The organism is Lentibacillus kimchii (assembly GCF_055381965.1).
Genome location: NZ_AP043934.1, coordinates 1,661,669 through 1,677,958, shown reverse-complemented (window position 1 = coordinate 1,677,958; position 16,290 = coordinate 1,661,669). Strand labels below are relative to the sequence as shown.

Here is a 16,290-nt window from a genome sequence, read left to right as displayed (position 1 = left end):
TTGCAGCGCTATTTTGTACCAGCAGAAAATTGGAATGATAACGAAATTGTGATAACCGGTGATGATGCCCATCACATCATCCGCGTTATGAGGTCTAAAACGGGTGAAACGATTATTTGCAGCCATCCGAACGGGCAAGCTGCCACCTCAACCATAACGTCCATTACAAATAATGTGGTTCACGCGGTCGTTAAGGAATGGCTGGAGGGATCTGCCGAATCCCCTGTTGAAGTGACGATTGCCCAGGGACTGCCAAAAAACGATAAAATGGAAACAGTCCTGCAAAAGGGAACAGAACTGGGTGCGGCTTCATTTATTCCTGTCCGGTCTGAACGGACAGTTGTTGTCTGGGATGATAAAAAAATGGACAAAAAGATGCGGCGATTTAATAAAATTGTCAAAGAAGCAAGTGAACAAAGCCAGCGTAATAAAATGCCGTCTATTCAGCCGATCAGTGATCTTAAGAAACTGGCTGAGGTGAATGCAGGCTATCATCTGAAATTGTTCGCTTATGAGGAAGAGGCAAAAAAAGAAACACAGCAGTTATTCAGCAGTTATATCAAGAACGTGCGGCCGGGAGAACGCGTACTGATTGTTATTGGTCCAGAAGGCGGTTTTTCCGAAAAAGAGGCTGATTTGTTAAAACAAAATGCATTCTACCCTGTACGTCTGGGGCCGCGTATTTTACGCACAGAAACAGCTGCTTTATATGCGCTGGCAAGTATCTCTTACCAATTTGAAGAGTCAGCGTATTATTAATATCGAACAAGGTGCTGTTTCTTTCGCCGTTGCGTGATTTGCTGTGATCTGAATCTGGTACATGCCGGCGTTAACGCCTGCATCTCTGATACCGATATGTTAAACTCAAGAGATACCATTGATGATTTAGGAGGAATCAGAAAATGAGCCGGGAACTAGCTAAATATATTGACCATACACAATTAAAACCTGATACAACTGAAGACAAGATGAGCCAGGTCGTCAGAGAGGCACGGGAGTACGGGTTTGCCTCGGTTTGCATTAATCCTTACTGGGTCCCATATTGCTATGCTTATTTACATGACACAGACGTGAAAGTATGTACTGTTATAGGGTTTCCGCTTGGAGCCACATCGACAGCATCCAAAGTTGCTGAAACAAATCAGGCACTTAAAGATGGTGCGACTGAAGTGGATATGGTAATGAATATCGGTGAATTAAAGTCGGGCAACGATGAAACTGTCCAGCAGGATATTGGGGCCGTTATTGCTGCAGCAAAGGAACACGCTTTGACAAAAGTGATTATTGAAACGTCTCTTCTGGAGAATGCAGAAAAAGTACGTGCCTGCTACTTGGCTGAACAGGCAGGTGCCGACTATGTTAAAACATCGACAGGATTTTCGGGCGGTGGAGCCGCTGTCAGCGATGTTCAATTGATGCGGAAAACTGTTGGAAACGCTATGGGTGTTAAAGCTTCAGGCGGCATTCGTGATCTGTCAACGATGACAGCCATGATTGATGCTGGCGCTTCCAGGATTGGTGCCAGCGCCGGTGCTGCGATTATAGACAGTGCAGAAGAGTGATTCCGACAGGCAGGTGCCTCTGAGTCGGTCTTGGTTATAAACTTTTAGTTGATTTAAAGACTTAAATATATTATACTGTATCCAGACATGTTTGACATAAGTCTTGAAGTTATACATGTATTATTTTATTTTTGTTTTGTGCTTCGGAGGGAGGGAAATTAGTATGTCAAATACAACTCGCGTTCGTAAAAACGAGTCTCTTGATGATGCTCTTCGCCGCTTTAAACGCGATGTATCCAAAAGTGGTACATTGAAGGAATACCGTAAGCGTGAACATTACGAAAAACCAAGTGAGCGACGTAAGAAAAAGTCTGAAGCTGCCAGAAAGCGCAAATAAAGAAGGTGCAGGCCCATGGCATTGATGGAACAGCTGAATGAGGACATGAAACAGGCAATGAAAGCCAAAGAAAAAGACAGACTTGCGGTCATTCGCATGCTGAAAGCTTCATTGCAGAATGAAACCATCAAACTTGGTAAGCAAAGTCTTTCAGAAGACGAGGAATTAACGGTACTTTCAAAAGAGCTGAAGCAAAGGAAGGATTCCCTCCAAGAATTTAAATCAGCTGGCCGCGATGATCTTGTTGAGCCACTGGAAACGGAAATTGATGTTATTCAAACATATATGCCCCAGCCGCTTTCCGAAGAAGAACTGGAACGAGTTGTGAAGGCAGCCATCGAAGACGTCGGGGCAACTTCCAAACAAGATATGGGCAAGGTTATGAGCACAGTTATGCCAAAAGTTAAAGGAAAAGCTGATGGTGCTCAAATTAACCAATTGGTCCAAAAACATTTAGAGTCATTTTAAAAGTCTTGCCGGCTTACGGTAAGACTTTTTTAACGTCTATGGTTTAGTCGAATCAGTTCTTTAGTGAAAAAACCTATAATATTATGAATGGTTTATGTTATGATTTTAAACAAATGTCTAAATTGAAACAATCATCTATCATTAAGCATGGCGAGTGATTTGGTATAAAGGAAGGAGGAATTGGGTGAAAGGGACTGGATACAGGCAATTTTTTCTGATAATGATCGTTAGTGTATTATATGCTTTATCCGGTATGCTGCTTCCGTCCTTTGCCGCAGAAAGTGGTCATGACAGTGAGCACGTTTATGTTATCCCGATTAAGGATGAGGTCGAAAAGGGACTTGAAGCATTCCTTAGTCGTGCGGTTGATGAAGCGAAAGAGAATAAAGCGGATCATATTATTTTTAAAATTGATACCCCAGGCGGGGCCGTGAATGCCGCTGAACAAATCGCTCAGAATTTCCAAAAGGTGGACATTGAGACGACTTCCTTTATAGCCAATCGAGCTCTGTCTGCTGGATCTTTCTTAGCACTGAATACAGATAATATTTATATGAAACCACAGGCGACTATGGGAGCAAGCGGTGTTATCAACCAGGACGGGACAGCTGCTGACAAAAAAGCCCAATCAGCGTGGCTGTCAGCTATGAAGAGTGCTGCCGAATCGAATGGACGCGATCCACAGTATGCTGCTGCGATGGCTGATCCAAGTATCGATATGCCGAAATATGGAGCGGGTGAAGGAAAATATTTGACTCTTGAAGCAAGCACAGCGAAAGAAATTGGTTATTCAAATGGGACAGTTGAAAGCCGTGCAGAACTTTTGGATAAATTAGGCTACAGCGATGCTGATGTCACAGAGGTCGAAATGACCTTTTCCGAACATCTGGCAAGATTTATTACGAGTCCTGTTGTTGTTCCGATTCTTTTATCAGTAGCCAGCATTGGTTTGATTGTGGAGCTGTTCTCACCAGGTTTTGGTATTCCTGGAAGTATTGGTATACTGGCACTAATCTTATTTTTTTATGGCCATATCATCGCTGGCCTCGCTGGCATGGAAGCTGTCATATTATTAATACTGGGTATTGGACTTATCATTGCGGAATTCTTCCTGTCAGGTGGGATTGCTGGAATACTGGGCGTTGCTTCAGTTATTGGGTCGCTTATCATGTCAGGTCAGGATCTTGGTGAAATGGTGATGAGTATCAGCATTGCTTTAGTTGTAACGCTAATCGCCGCGGCTATCCTGTTTAAAACCATTAGCCGCGAAAAAAGTTTTTTCAACCGTATTGTACTAACTGATCAGACCTCAACCGAGCACGGGTATGTGGCTACAGACAACCGGGAAGAACTTCTTAATTGCACAGGCGAAACGCTGACACCTCTAAGACCGTCCGGCAGTGCCTTAATTGGCAATGAGCGGGTTGATGTTGTTTCTGAGGGGGGATTTATTGAAAAAGACAGATCAATAAGCGTTGTCAGAGTTGAAGGGATTCGTGTGATTGTAAGAGAAATTTAAATCATTAAGAAATGAGGGATTTATTTGGGTCTGGAACAACTGATGCCGATTATCATTATTGCAATTATTTTAATTGCTCTGGCTATATTATTCACATTTATTCCAGTTCTTCTATGGATCAGTGCCCTTGCTGCAGGGGTGAAAGTTGGCATATTTACACTCGTTGGGATGCGCTTGCGCCGGGTTGTACCGGCCAGAGTCATCAATCCGCTGATCAAAGCTCATAAAGCAGGACTGGGTGTGTCCACGAATCAGCTGGAAAGTCACTACCTTGCAGGAGGAAATGTTGACAGAGTTGTCAATGCCCTGATTGCTGCCCAGAGAGCGAATATTGAACTGTCATTCGAAAGGACGGCAGCTATTGATCTGGCTGGCCGTGATGTATTGGACGCTGTGGGCATGAGCGTTAATCCAAAAGTAATTGAGACTCCATTTATTGTGGGTATCGCGATGGATGGCATTGAAGTGAAAGCAAAAGCGCGGATTACGGTACGTGCAAATATTGACCGACTGGTCGGCGGCGCCGGAGAAGAAACGGTTATCGCCCGTGTTGGCGAAGGCGTTGTCAGTACAATCGGGAGCTCTAAGGCGCACACAGATATTCTGGAAAATCCTGATGCTATCTCTCATAATGTTTTAGGGAAAGGACTGGATTCAGGCACTGCGTTTGAAATTCTGTCAATTGATATTGCTGATGTCAACATTGGCGAAAATATTGGAGCTAATCTGCAGACAGACCAATCTGAAGCAGATAAAAACATTGCGCAGGCTAAAGCTGAAGAAAGACGTGCAATGGCTGTGGCAGAGGAACAGGAAATGGTGGCACGTGTGCAAGAAATGCGTGCTAAAGTGGTTGAATCTGAAGCTGAGGTGCCGCGTGCACTTGCTGAAGCCCTGCGTTCCGGCAACATGGGTGTTATGGATTATATGAATTATAAGAATATCGACGCTGACACGGATATGCGTGATATGATTGGCAAAATAACGGACGATGACAGCGAGAAAAATGACAACAATCGGAATGAATAACGGTCTCTTTGATGATATAGGAGGGTTATGATGGAAATCATTTTAGCCATTATCGGCATCATCATTGCGATCTTTTCGAACCACTTTTTTAAAGACAGTACGGAACATGATGATGGAGATGCTGGGAGTCCTCGCCGTGATCAAACGGCGTCTCGGTCTTCCTCTTCTGGCAGTGAAACGCAAACAGCTGGAGGCGCGAATTTCGAACGTGAGCCTGAACCAGTTGACTTGCCTGCATCTATTGAGGAACAACAAGAAGAGCAGCGAAAACAATTCGCTGACTATGTGAATCCGGCTGGCAATAGTCAAACACAGGAACCAGCTTATCATGCGCCGGATCAGCATAATACCAGGAAAACGGCAGAAGGTTTAACATCAGCCCAGCAAGTGATGCGAAAAGAGATGCGTCATAACTTGACGCGAGAGGGTATTGTTAACGGTGTGATTATGTCGGAAGTACTGGGGCAGCCGCGGGCTCTTAGACCATATCGAAGCCAAGTTGCCCAACGAAAACAAAAATATAGCAAAAGAACCAATTCCGGACAGATGTAGTCCGGGATTGGTTCTTTTTTTGTTCTTATCCTAGCCTTACAGTCATAAATATATGGTGAGAGAAGGGGGGAGGCTTCAGTGAAAAAATGGCAACAGCGAATTGGTCCATGGCTATCTAAACATTTTTCACTTCCTTCTGACGTTATGATGGAGTTACCCCGGATCACCATGATCGGTCAGCTGCATATCTATATTGAAAATCATAAGGGTCTAATGGTTTATTCCGAAACTGAGCTTAAGCTTAAAACGAACAAAGGGTATATACAAATTACTGGGACAGCATTTGTCTTAAAAATGATGCTGCCTGAAGAAATATTGCTGGAAGGCAATATCGAAGAAGTCAAATTTATGCCTGATTAACAGCAGATTAAGGAGGAGGACATGAAATATATACAAGGCACTTCACTGACAGGCTATGTGACCATTCTGGTAAAAGGCGCCAAACCGGAATTATTTTTTCAGAAATGCAGTGAACAGGGGATTGCCGTCTGGGATATTGAAAAAAAATCTGAGAATACCTGCTCCGGAAATGTGACGTTACAGGCTATACCTGATATAAAACGCTTGAAACAGGGGACGAGCTATCAATTATCATTTACTGGCAGACATGGTTTTCCTTTTTTGTTCAAGAAATTTATTCGCAGAAAACAGATTTTAATTGCTCTTTTATTAAGTGTTATACTGCTTTTTTGTTTGTCAAATATTATATGGGAAATACGTATTACAGGTGTTCCAACAGATATTGAGGAGAAGATCAGTAAACAATTGAATGAATATGGCATTTATCAGGGAACATGGACGTTCACACTCGATTCCCCAAGTGACATTCAGCAAAATCTGATTAATGATATTCCTGAATTATTATGGATCGGTGTTGAACAGCAAGGGACAAGCTTTCTGTTTGAAGGCGTTGAAAAAACGGTTGTGGAAGAGGAGGAGGTTGACGGACCGCGCAATCTTGTAGCCGCCAAAACGGGCGTTGTTGAAAAAATGTATGTTTCAAAAGGCCGACCACTCGTTCAGGTGAACGATTATGTTGAGCCAGGAGATGTGCTTGTTTCTGGTGAACTGCAGGATGCAGAAAATGACGATGAAGAGGCGGATGAAACCAGTGACAAGTCAGATGAAGTCGTTGCTGCCGAGGGTGAGATAACTGCTAAAACCTGGTATGAAACAGAGGTGACCGTTCCCTTAGAAGTTAATTCTGAACAGATAACAGGGAATACTGAAAAGAGATACCATATAAAAATCGGTCATACAGAAATACCTATATGGGGATTTGGTGATCCGGACTTTTCAGATGTTCAACGCGAACGGCAGGAAAAGGATCTTTATTTGTTTAAATGGAAACTGCCTATAAGTTTAATGGAAACGACTTTAAATGAAAAAACATACCATAAAACAGAAAGAGATAAAGATGCAGCTGTTGAAGCTGGCATTAAACAGGCACGAAAAGAACTCCAATTAAAATTGGGGCCCGAGGCAGTAATCACGTCTGATAATGTTTTGCAAGAAACAGTCGAGAATGGTAAAGTTAAACTAATCTTATACATGTCTGTTGAAGAGGATATTGTCAAACATGAACCAATAGACCAAGGAGATTGATTATGCCGAATAACCTGAAAACAATCGATTTGGAGCTTACAAATCCTAATGAAGCGTTAGGTTTGTTTGGTACGAATGATAAACACTTACAACAACTGGAACAGCAGCTGGACGTATCAATCGTCACCAGAGGCGAACATGTCAGTGTTTCCGGCAATCACGAACACATTGCCTTGGTGGAAGATATTTTGCTTACACTGCTATCGATTGTCAGGAAAGGGCTGGACATTACAGAACGCGATGTTGTTTATGCTGTTGATCTGGCAAAAAAAGGGAAAATTAATCAATTTGCCGCACTTTTTGAGGATGACATCACAAAAAATGCAAAAGGTAAAGCCATTCGCGTCAAAACATTGGGTCAAAAAAGTTATATTGATGCTATTAAGGCGGACGATCTTGTTTTTGGAATTGGACCGGCCGGTACAGGCAAGACATATCTGGCTGTTGTTATGGCTGTTCAAGCATTAAAAAACGGCGAAGTTAACCGTATTATTTTAACGCGCCCCACTGTCGAAGCAGGTGAGAGTTTGGGCTTTTTGCCAGGCGATCTGAAAGAAAAAGTTGATCCGTATTTAAGACCTTTATACGATGCCCTGCATGATGTGTACGGAGGAGATCACACCAATCGCCTGATCGAGCGTGATACGATTGAAATTGCTCCGCTTGCTTATATGCGTGGACGGACACTTGATGATGCATTTGTTATACTGGATGAGGCGCAAAATACAACGCCGGAACAAATGAAAATGTTTTTAACACGTCTGGGTTTCGGTTCAAAGATGATCGTTAATGGCGATATCACCCAAATTGATCTGCCAAATGGTGCTCAATCCGGCTTACAATCAGCTCAGCAGTTATTGGCGGACGTCGCTGGCATCTCGATTGTTCATTTGAACGAAACAGACGTTGTCAGACATCCTTTAGTGCAAAAAATTATTGAAGCCTACAAAAATACGACCTAGTGCTGCCGGCAGTATTAGACCTCAGCTGTTATGGGGGCTAGTTACTTACGGCAATGAAAACGATGCGGGTTTCGAACCTATTGGTGATGGTGCTGCTGGAAGGGCGTATAAATCAGCACCCTGGCATCTATTATGACCATATTTAAAAGACCTACATGTGTTGATGTGAGGAGGCTGAATCATGCATATTGATTTCCAGGACCAAACAAGAGCCGTTGCAGCGGACTATATAGATTTGCTTCAGCGTCTCATAATATTCGCGGGTGAAAAAGAGGGTGTGGCCAGTGCGGCCGAAGTATCTGTGACGTTTGTCAGCAATGAACAAATCACAGAAATTAACCGGAATTACCGCCAGCAGGACCGGCCGACAGATGTGATTTCATTTGCTCTGCAGGAAAATACGGCTGATGAGACAGAAATTATCGGAAAGGAGCTTCCGCTCATCCTTGGTGATATTATCGTTTCGCTGGATAAAGCAAAGGAACAAGCGGAGGAATATGGTCATTCGCTGGAAAGAGAACTGGGTTTTTTGGCTGTGCATGGGTTTCTTCATCTGCTTGGTTATGACCATATGAATCAGCGTGATGAAAAAGAGATGTTCGGCAAGCAGGAGCACATTCTGGGTGAATTCGGCCTTGAACGATAATCACACGAAATCTGTGATTGGGCTCTTTCAAGCTTATAATGGTCTTAAAGAAACCTTCCGGACAGAACGTAATTTCAGGATCCACTCGATCGTAGCATTAGCTGTCATAGCAGCTGGCTTTGCACTGCATCTGCCGCTTATAAAATGGGCTTTTATTTCACTCCTTATTGGTCTGGTATTGACAGCGGAACTGTTTAATACAGCTGTTGAAAAGATGCTCGATTATCTCAGGCCGAACATACATCCGCAAGCAAAAGTGATTAAAGATATAGCAGCAGGGGCGGTTTTGATCTCGGCAATTGCTGCTGCTGTCGCAGGGATTATCATTTTTCTTCCTGAACTTGGATAAGACGCGCAAACCCGCAGGCGCACAGATTGGCAATTTATGTAGAACTTATCGTTATTTTTGCATGTTTTGTCTATTCACATGAAATATATTGAAATTTACAGTATCATAAAAACTATCATCCCTGTAAAGAGGCATATTTCGGAGGCTGCATCATGTCAGAAGAATTTAAATCAGGGTTTATTGCTATTATTGGCAGACCCAACGTCGGTAAATCGACTTTTATGAACCAAATGATTGGCGAAAAGATTGCGATTATGAGTGATAAAGCACAAACAACACGGAATCGTGTCCAGGGTGTTCTCACAACTGACGATGCGCAATTTGTATTTATTGATACACCAGGTATTCATAAACCCAAGCATCGTCTGGGTGACTTTATGGTCAAGATTGCTGAAGATACCTTGAACGAAGTGGATGCCGTTTTGCTTATGGTTAACGCGGAAGAGGGCTATGGCAAGGGGGATCAGTACATTCTGGACCGGCTGCAGCAGGTTACGAGTCCTGTGTTTTTAATTATAAATAAGACGGATCTGATTGAATCAGACCAGTTGCTACAATTGATCGAAAATTATAAAGACAAATATCTATTTGAAGCGATTATTCCGATTTCCGCGCTAACAGGTCACAATTTACCCCAAATGCAAGACGAATTGAAAAAGCGTATTCCGGAAGGCCCGCAGTATTATCCAGCCGATCACATCACTGATCATCCCGAGCGCTTTATCATCAGTGAGTTAATTCGTGAAAAGGTGCTCGAATTAACGCGCGAAGAAATTCCTCATTCAATTGCTGTCGCTATTGAAAACATTGAGGAAAGACAGTCGAATACTGTTTTTATTCAGGCAGTAATTGTTACTGAAAGGAAATCACAAAAAGGCATCATCATTGGGCATCAAGGAACCATGCTGAAGACAATTGGTCAAAAAGCCCGTAAAGATATTGAAGCACTCCTCGGTTCGAAGGTTTATCTGGATCTTTGGATAAAAGTCAAGAAAAACTGGCGCAACAGTGAATCCCAACTTCATGAATTCGGTTTTCGCCATGACGAATATTAACTTGGTAAAAATTAATACTCATCGTACAAACAACTAATGGAGAATCTAATACTGCAGGCAAACATTACATGCAATTGAAAGGCGGGTTTCTTGTGATCGGCTTTACTTGGGAATTATTCAGTCAAACAGGAAACATTGAAACCTATTTATTGTTAAAAGAGCTGGAAAAAGGGCACTACCAGGAAAACGGGCAGAAATATCATAACGATAAATCAATTAACACAAACATGTAACGACGATTTGTCATTGTGAGAAGGTGATATGTTTTGCTTGAAAAAATGCCGGCAATTGTGATGAAAACACAAGATTATGGTGAATCGCATAAAATTGTGACGCTGTTTAGTGAACAATCAGGAAAAGTTCCTGCAATAGCCAGAGGAGCCAAAAAACCAAAAAGTCGAATGGCTGCTATAACGCAGCCATTCATATATGGTGTCTTTTTTGTTTATCTTAATTCAGGGCTGAGTACAATTCAGCAGGGAGACGTTAGTTACTCATTCCGGCATATACGCGAGGATATTATCAAAACCGCCTATGCTGCTTATATTGTTGAATTGACCGATAAGTTAACAGAGAATTATTCACCCGACCCATACCTGTTTGATCAGCTTTACCAAACACTGGAGTGGATTGCGGCGTATGATGAGGCCGGTATCCCTATCATGATGTATGAGTTGAAGTTATTCAAAAAAGGGGGATTTGCCCCTGTTGTTAATCAGTGTGTCCATTGTGGCGGCACCAGTGGCCCCTTTGCATTTTCCATCGCTGAAGGCGGCCTGCTTTGCTCCCGGTGTTATCATGAAGATCAGCAAGCAATTGAGATTTCCGATAATCTGGCACGCCTGTTTTTTATATTTTCCGAAGTTGAACTGCAGCGGGTAGGCCGTATTTCGGTTAAGCCGGAAAACAAACAGCTGCTGCGACATATCCTGGATGCGTATTATGATCAGTATGGTGGCTACTACCTTAAATCAAAACGATTTCTTAAACAATTGGATAAACTTTATTAGACTGAAAACTTGACAATGTTGCTGTTGCTATGTATGATATTTATACTTAGTTTTATTATGTATGGAATTGTGCTGATGGAGACGAATACTTTATGAACAGTTGTTTTGAAGCGAGTCCGGAATGGTGAGAGCCGGATTAACAGCCCATAAGGGATGGCACTCCGGAGCGATGCGGATAAAGTGGCTCCCTGACAGGAGCAAATAGGGTGGAACCGCGGAATACCCCGTCCCTATGTCTCAATGATTGACATAGCGATGGGGTATTTTTCATGTTTATATAACAGCCTGTCTAAGAGGTTATCGGAACAGATCCTCGATAGCTGCTTTTTATAATGCAGGCGTGTTTACTTTTGAGCGAGAAATGGAGGGGATCAAATAATGACGATTCAAGAAATGATTTTAGCCCTGCAGAAACACTGGTCAGAGCAAAATTGTATATTAGTGCAGGCTTATGATGTGGAAAAAGGAGCAGGTACTATGTCGCCGATGACACTGCTCAGAAGCCTTGGACCTGAACCCTGGAATGTGGCGTACGTTGAACCGTCACGTCGGCCTGCGGATGGACGTTACGGTGAGAACCCAAACCGTTTGTACCAGCATCACCAATTTCAGGTTATTATGAAACCATCACCGGAAAATATTCAGGAATTGTACTTGGATTCCTTAAAGGTACTTGGTATTGATCCGCTGGAACATGATATCCGTTTTGTGGAAGATAACTGGGAAAACCCCACCCTTGGAGCTGCAGGTCTCGGCTGGGAAGTGTGGCTGGATGGCATGGAAATCACACAGTTCACCTATTTTCAGCAGGTTGGCGGACTTGATGCTGATCCTGTTTCCGTTGAGCTGACGTATGGTATTGAACGGCTCGCATCGTATATACAGGATCGGGATAACGTGTTTGATTTAGAATGGACGCATGGTGTCACGGTTAGTGACATCTTCTTCCAGCCTGAGTATGAGCATTCGAAATATACATTTGAAGAATCTGATACAAATATGCTTTTTGAGCTATTTACAATGTATCAAAATGAAGCGAAGCGAACGATGGAAAATGGTCTGGTATTCCCGGCATATGATTACGTTTTAAAATGTTCACACACCTTTAATTTACTCGATGCAAAAGGTGTCATCTCAGTTACCGAGCGGACCGGCTACATTTCCCGTATACGCCATCTGGCCAGAGAAATTTCTAAAGCCTATGTAGCAGAGCGGGAGCGGCTCGGCTTTCCAATGCTGAAAAAGGAGGAGCAATAATGGGGAAAAATGTTTTAGTAGAAATCGGGCTTGAGGAACTTCCGGCCAGGTTTGTTGCTGACGCGCAAAAACAGCTGCTTGAAAAAGCGGAAAACTGGCTGGCTGATTCACGAATTGCTTACGCATCCATTCAATCATTTTCCACACCGCGCAGGCTCGCTGTCCAGATAACCGATGTGGCTGAGGCGCAGACGTCACTGGAAGAAGAAGTGAAAGGGCCATCATTGAAGATTGCCCAGGATGCTGAGGGACAATGGACGAAAGCAGCAACCGGCTTCACCAGAGGACAGGGGAAAACAGTGGACGACATTTATACGAAGGATGTTCAAGGCACACCTTATATTTTTGTAACCAAACAGGTCATTGGACGGCCGACAGAGGAGCTATTGCCGCAGTTTCGTGATATTGTGACATCACTCCAATTCTCGAAAACGATGCGCTGGGCTGATCATAAACTGCGCTATGCGCGTCCAATACGCTGGCTGGTGGCTTTATTCGGTGAAGAAGTCATACCATTTGAAATCACCGGTGTGAGCACGAGCAATCGGACTTATGGGCACCGTTTTTTGGGCGATGCCGTAACACTAGCCTCACCTGCTGACTATGAAGAAGTCCTGCATCAGCAATATGTTATTGCTGATCCTGAAAAGCGGCGGCAAATGATTGTCTCCGGTTTACAGCATGCGGAATTGGCGAATGGAATTACCATCCCGGAAGATGATGAATTGCTGCAGGAAGTGACTCATTTGGTTGAGTACCCGACCGTTTTTATCGGGGCATTCTCCGATTCTTATTTAAGACTCCCGCCAGATGTTCTGATAACGTCGATGAAAGAACATCAGCGCTATTTTCCGGTCAAATCGGGGAATGGTGAATTGCTCCCGCATTTTGCCGGCGTGCGGAATGGAGACGAACATGCCTTGAATACGGTGGTCAAAGGGAATGAAAGAGTGCTTAAGGCGAGGCTCGCAGATGCGCAATTCTTTTTTGAAGAAGACCAGAAACAGTCCATCGATTATTATTTAGAAAAACTGAACCGGATTGTGTTTCAGGAAAAACTGGGAACAATTGGCGATAAAGTGAAACGGGTAACAGCTATAACCGACAAACTTTCGCAATGGCTTGATCTTGATGAAGAAACACGGTCAAACGCAATAAGAGCAGCGGAGATATGTAAATTCGACTTGCCAACTAATATGGTCAATGAATTTACAAATTTACAAGGTATTATAGGCGAAACATATGCGTTAAATGCGGGTGAAAAAAGTGATGTTGCAAGAGCAGTAGCAGAACACTATTTACCTGATCAGGCAGGCGGCAAGCTGCCGGAAACAACTGCAGGAGCACTTGTCAGCGTGGCTGATAAACTGGACACAGTTGTCGGCTGTATTTCAGCCGGATTGACACCAAGCGGCTCTCAGGATCCTTATGGACTGCGCCGGCAGACAACTGGCTTGTTAAAAATTGTAAAAGAATGGAACTGGCATGTGTCTGTCGAATCATTCCTGACATTAGCTGAACAGCAGTACATGGATATGGATTCGAGCCAGGAAGCGTCTGAGGCAACGCGAACAGCGATCGATCAGTTTATCAGAAATCGTATGACACACCTTCTTAAAGAATTATCGCTTGAGGCAGATGTTATTCAAGCCGTGCTGGCTGATGATATCGGGATCATCTCTTATATCGCAGCAAAAGCAGAAAAGTTATCACATGAACGGAATAATCCGGATTTCAAACCTGTCCAGGAAGCGCTTGTCCGTGTGTTAAATCTTGCTGCTAAAGCTATCCGGACAGAAGTCAGCCGGAGCCTTTTGGCAACAGACTCCGAACAAGAACTGTATGACACGTATCTGGCTGTTAAAGACGATTATTATGAGAAGGTTCATAATCAGGATGCTGCTGAAGCATTGGAGCAGTTAAGCAGGCTCCAGGGGCCTATCCATCGTTTCTTTGACCACAATATGGTTATGACAGACGAGAAGACTGTACGTGAGAACCGGCTTGCGATGCTTTATCAGATAGCTTGTCTCATATACGATTATGCGGATTTGTCGGCAATCGAATGGAAACAGCACATTTGATTGACGCGTCTTTTTCTTCTTTATTGTAAGGTGTATAATAGTCATGAGCAGTATGTCACATTGACACGTACAGGTGGTGACAAAGTGGAATTATCGAATCGACAGAAACAAATCATTGAGATTGTGAAAGACAATGGCCCGATCACCAGTGAACATATAGCTGAACATTTGAGCTTGACGCGTGCAACTCTAAGACCGGATCTGGCTATATTGACAATGGCGGGTTTCCTTGAAGCAAGACCCAGGGTTGGCTATTTCTATACGGGTAAAACAGGTTCTGAATTATTAACTGAAGCGATTAAGAAATTTAAAGTTTACGAATACCAATCAGTACCGGTCGTCGTTAAAGAGGAAGCAACTGTCTATGATGCCATCTCGACGATGTTTCTCGACGATGTGGGAACAATTTTTGTTGTCGACAGAGATGCATGCCTGACAGGTGTTGTGTCAAGGAAAGATCTGTTGCGTGCCAGTATCGGCAATCAGGAATTAGACGCTATTCCAGTCCATATTATTATGACCAGAATGCCCAATATCACGGTTTGTTATGGCGATGATCAGCTGATTGACGCTGCCAAAAAGCTAATGAACAGGCAAATAGATGGGCTGCCTGTTGTCAAAGACTCAGAGAAAGGCACTGAAATGGTCGGACGTATTACCAAAACAACCATCACTAAAGCCTTTGTAGAACTGATTACGGATGAACATTTGTAGGGGGGATATTGATGGGAGATAAACCACATATTTACGTTCTTTCCGACTCAGTAGGAGAAACGGCAGAACTTGTGATCAAGGCAGGTTTAAGCCAATTCAATGACGGGGAATACAAAATACAGCGCGTCCCATATGTGGAAGATAAAAAAACGATTGATGACACATTACAGATAGCGGCAGAAAATCAGGCGCTGATCGGTTTTACGCTCGTGGATCCTGATCTGCGTATGTATGTCAATGAGGCGGCCAGTCAAATGGGGCTGGAAATCATTGACATAATGGGACCCATGATGAAGGCGATGAAGCGCACCTTTAACAAAACACCACGCTTGGAGCCTGGCTTGGTTCATCAATTGGATGAAGATTACTTTAAACGCGTTGAAGCTATTGAATTTGCCGTTAAATATGACGATGGAAGGGACCCGCGCGGGATTGCTCGTGCTGATATTATACTGCTCGGTGTCTCCCGCACGTCCAAAACACCCTTATCACAATATTTGGCGCATAAACGACTGAAAGTGGCTAATGTCCCAATCGTACCGGAAGTTGACCCGCCCGAGGTCCTTTTTGATATTGATCCTGCTAAGTGCGTTGGCTTACGGATAAGTGCGGAAAAATTAAATGATATCCGAAAGGAACGGCTCAAAGCATTGGGGCTTGGTGATCAGGCTACTTATGCTAATATGGACCGAATCCAGCAGGAGCTGGCTTATTTTGATGAGATCGTTGAAAAAATAGGCTGTGAGGTTGTTGATGTGTCGTATAAGGCGGTTGAAGAAACGGCTAATACGATAATGCGTATGTTCAGACAGCGCTGAAGAATTCGAAAGAACGTGACCTTCTCTGCGGCGAAAATTTAGTGATAGACACCTTCAATTGTTTCCAGTTGTTTAATGGAAAAAACTTGTTCAACTATTTTTATGGCATTTTTTCGATGTTTGTATTATAATCGGTTGTTGTGTTTCAAAGTATAAGCATTGGCGAACACGTCTGGGGTGACAGTTCCATTCTGTGAGTAAACGTGTTATTAGAGAAGGAATAATGCAGCATCATATAGAATATAACTATAGAGGTGAGTATGATCTAAACATGCACGTCAGATGAATTATAGCTGCTGTCTGACAGCAAGAGAAAAACCTAT

Annotated in this window: 19 protein-coding genes; all 19 read left to right on the top strand. The window is 43.3% G+C overall.

All coding sequences use genetic code 11. The features are described from left to right. The gene (locus tag ACZ444_RS09050; RefSeq protein WP_382361686.1) at positions 1-759 is read left to right on the top strand and encodes a 16S rRNA (uracil(1498)-N(3))-methyltransferase; all 759 of its coding nucleotides are present in this window, start codon (positions 1-3) and stop codon (positions 757-759) included. A 143-nt stretch (positions 760-902) separates the two neighbouring features. Beyond that, a complete protein-coding gene (deoC, locus tag ACZ444_RS09045) occupies positions 903-1,562 on the top strand; it encodes a deoxyribose-phosphate aldolase (protein WP_382360917.1) in 660 nt (219 codons plus the stop codon). A gap of 163 nt (positions 1,563-1,725) precedes the next feature. Beyond that, the gene (gene rpsU / locus ACZ444_RS09040) at positions 1,726-1,899 is read left to right on the top strand and encodes a 30S ribosomal protein S21 (protein WP_382360920.1); all 174 of its coding nucleotides are present in this window, start codon (positions 1,726-1,728) and stop codon (positions 1,897-1,899) included. A gap of 15 nt (positions 1,900-1,914) precedes the next feature. Further along, positions 1,915-2,367 carry a GatB/YqeY domain-containing protein gene (locus tag ACZ444_RS09035; protein WP_382360923.1) on the top strand — a complete coding sequence of 151 codons (453 nt, stop codon included), beginning with the start codon at positions 1,915-1,917 and terminating at the stop codon, positions 2,365-2,367. A 184-nt stretch (positions 2,368-2,551) separates the two neighbouring features. After that, complete coding sequence (locus ACZ444_RS09030) at positions 2,552-3,886, top strand: NfeD family protein (RefSeq protein WP_382360926.1); 1,335 nt, start codon at positions 2,552-2,554, stop codon at positions 3,884-3,886. Positions 3,887-3,910: 24 nt separating this feature from the next. After that, entirely contained in the window at positions 3,911-4,915 is a 1,005-nt protein-coding gene (floA, locus tag ACZ444_RS09025; RefSeq protein ID WP_382360929.1) for a flotillin-like protein FloA, read from the top strand. Positions 4,916-4,945: 30 nt separating this feature from the next. Then, the gene (locus ACZ444_RS09020; RefSeq protein ID WP_382360932.1) at positions 4,946-5,467 is read left to right on the top strand and encodes a hypothetical protein; all 522 of its coding nucleotides are present in this window, start codon (positions 4,946-4,948) and stop codon (positions 5,465-5,467) included. A gap of 78 nt (positions 5,468-5,545) precedes the next feature. Further along, on the top strand, positions 5,546-5,827 hold the full coding sequence (yqfC, locus tag ACZ444_RS09015) for a sporulation protein YqfC (RefSeq protein ID WP_382360935.1): 282 nt from the start codon (positions 5,546-5,548) through the stop codon (positions 5,825-5,827). 21 nt (positions 5,828-5,848) lie between these two features. After that, on the top strand, positions 5,849-7,072 hold the full coding sequence (gene yqfD, locus ACZ444_RS09010) for a sporulation protein YqfD (protein WP_382360938.1): 1,224 nt from the start codon (positions 5,849-5,851) through the stop codon (positions 7,070-7,072). 2 nt (positions 7,073-7,074) lie between these two features. Further along, complete coding sequence (locus ACZ444_RS09005; RefSeq protein ID WP_382360941.1) at positions 7,075-8,034, top strand: PhoH family protein; 960 nt, start codon at positions 7,075-7,077, stop codon at positions 8,032-8,034. Between the two features lie 181 nt (positions 8,035-8,215). Continuing rightward, positions 8,216-8,680: an rRNA maturation RNase YbeY gene (ybeY, locus tag ACZ444_RS09000; protein WP_382360944.1), complete on the top strand. Its 465-nt coding sequence runs from the start codon at positions 8,216-8,218 to the stop codon at positions 8,678-8,680. Continuing rightward, complete coding sequence (locus ACZ444_RS08995) at positions 8,670-9,029, top strand: diacylglycerol kinase family protein (RefSeq protein ID WP_382360947.1); 360 nt, start codon at positions 8,670-8,672, stop codon at positions 9,027-9,029. The genes ybeY and ACZ444_RS08995 overlap by 11 nt, the downstream gene beginning before the upstream one ends. Before the next feature lie 152 nt (positions 9,030-9,181). After that, positions 9,182-10,084 (top strand): GTPase Era, encoded by a 903-nt coding sequence (era, locus tag ACZ444_RS08990; RefSeq protein ID WP_382360950.1) that lies wholly within the window; start codon positions 9,182-9,184, stop codon positions 10,082-10,084. A gap of 92 nt (positions 10,085-10,176) precedes the next feature. Continuing rightward, positions 10,177-10,317 (top strand): YqzL family protein, encoded by a 141-nt coding sequence (locus tag ACZ444_RS08985; RefSeq protein ID WP_382361689.1) that lies wholly within the window; start codon positions 10,177-10,179, stop codon positions 10,315-10,317. Positions 10,318-10,350: 33 nt separating this feature from the next. Next, positions 10,351-11,094 (top strand): DNA repair protein RecO, encoded by a 744-nt coding sequence (gene recO, locus ACZ444_RS08980; protein ID WP_382360953.1) that lies wholly within the window; start codon positions 10,351-10,353, stop codon positions 11,092-11,094. A 378-nt stretch (positions 11,095-11,472) separates the two neighbouring features. Then, positions 11,473-12,351, top strand: a complete 879-nt coding sequence (gene glyQ / locus ACZ444_RS08975) for a glycine--tRNA ligase subunit alpha (protein WP_382360956.1) — start codon at positions 11,473-11,475, stop codon at positions 12,349-12,351. Next, positions 12,351-14,435, top strand: a complete 2,085-nt coding sequence (glyS, locus tag ACZ444_RS08970) for a glycine--tRNA ligase subunit beta (protein WP_382360959.1) — start codon at positions 12,351-12,353, stop codon at positions 14,433-14,435. Before glyQ ends, glyS begins: the two co-directional genes overlap by 1 nt. Positions 14,436-14,519: 84 nt before the next feature. Continuing rightward, a complete protein-coding gene (locus tag ACZ444_RS08965; RefSeq protein WP_382361692.1) occupies positions 14,520-15,149 on the top strand; it encodes a helix-turn-helix transcriptional regulator in 630 nt (209 codons plus the stop codon). An 11-nt stretch (positions 15,150-15,160) separates the two neighbouring features. After that, positions 15,161-15,967: a pyruvate, water dikinase regulatory protein gene (locus tag ACZ444_RS08960; protein ID WP_382360962.1), complete on the top strand. Its 807-nt coding sequence runs from the start codon at positions 15,161-15,163 to the stop codon at positions 15,965-15,967. The last annotated feature ends 323 nt before the right edge of the window (positions 15,968-16,290 follow it).

Excerpts from the sequence above, each read along its gene's own strand:
- deoC (WP_382360917.1), top strand. The coding sequence starts at position 903 with ATGAGCCGGGAACTAGCTAAATATATTGACCATACACAATTAAAACCT.
- rpsU (WP_382360920.1), top strand. The coding sequence starts at position 1,726 with ATGTCAAATACAACTCGCGTTCGTAAAAACGAGTCTCTTGATGATGCT.
- ACZ444_RS09035 (WP_382360923.1), top strand. The coding sequence starts at position 1,915 with ATGGCATTGATGGAACAGCTGAATGAGGACATGAAACAGGCAATGAAA.
- ACZ444_RS09020 (WP_382360932.1), top strand. The coding sequence starts at position 4,946 with ATGGAAATCATTTTAGCCATTATCGGCATCATCATTGCGATCTTTTCG.
- yqfD (WP_382360938.1), top strand. The coding sequence starts at position 5,849 with ATGAAATATATACAAGGCACTTCACTGACAGGCTATGTGACCATTCTG.
- ACZ444_RS09005 (WP_382360941.1), top strand. The coding sequence starts at position 7,075 with ATGCCGAATAACCTGAAAACAATCGATTTGGAGCTTACAAATCCTAAT.
- ybeY (WP_382360944.1), top strand. The coding sequence starts at position 8,216 with ATGCATATTGATTTCCAGGACCAAACAAGAGCCGTTGCAGCGGACTAT.
- era (WP_382360950.1), top strand. The coding sequence starts at position 9,182 with ATGTCAGAAGAATTTAAATCAGGGTTTATTGCTATTATTGGCAGACCC.
- glyQ (WP_382360956.1), top strand. The coding sequence starts at position 11,473 with ATGACGATTCAAGAAATGATTTTAGCCCTGCAGAAACACTGGTCAGAG.
- glyS (WP_382360959.1), top strand. The coding sequence starts at position 12,351 with ATGGGGAAAAATGTTTTAGTAGAAATCGGGCTTGAGGAACTTCCGGCC.
- ACZ444_RS08960 (WP_382360962.1), top strand. The coding sequence starts at position 15,161 with ATGGGAGATAAACCACATATTTACGTTCTTTCCGACTCAGTAGGAGAA.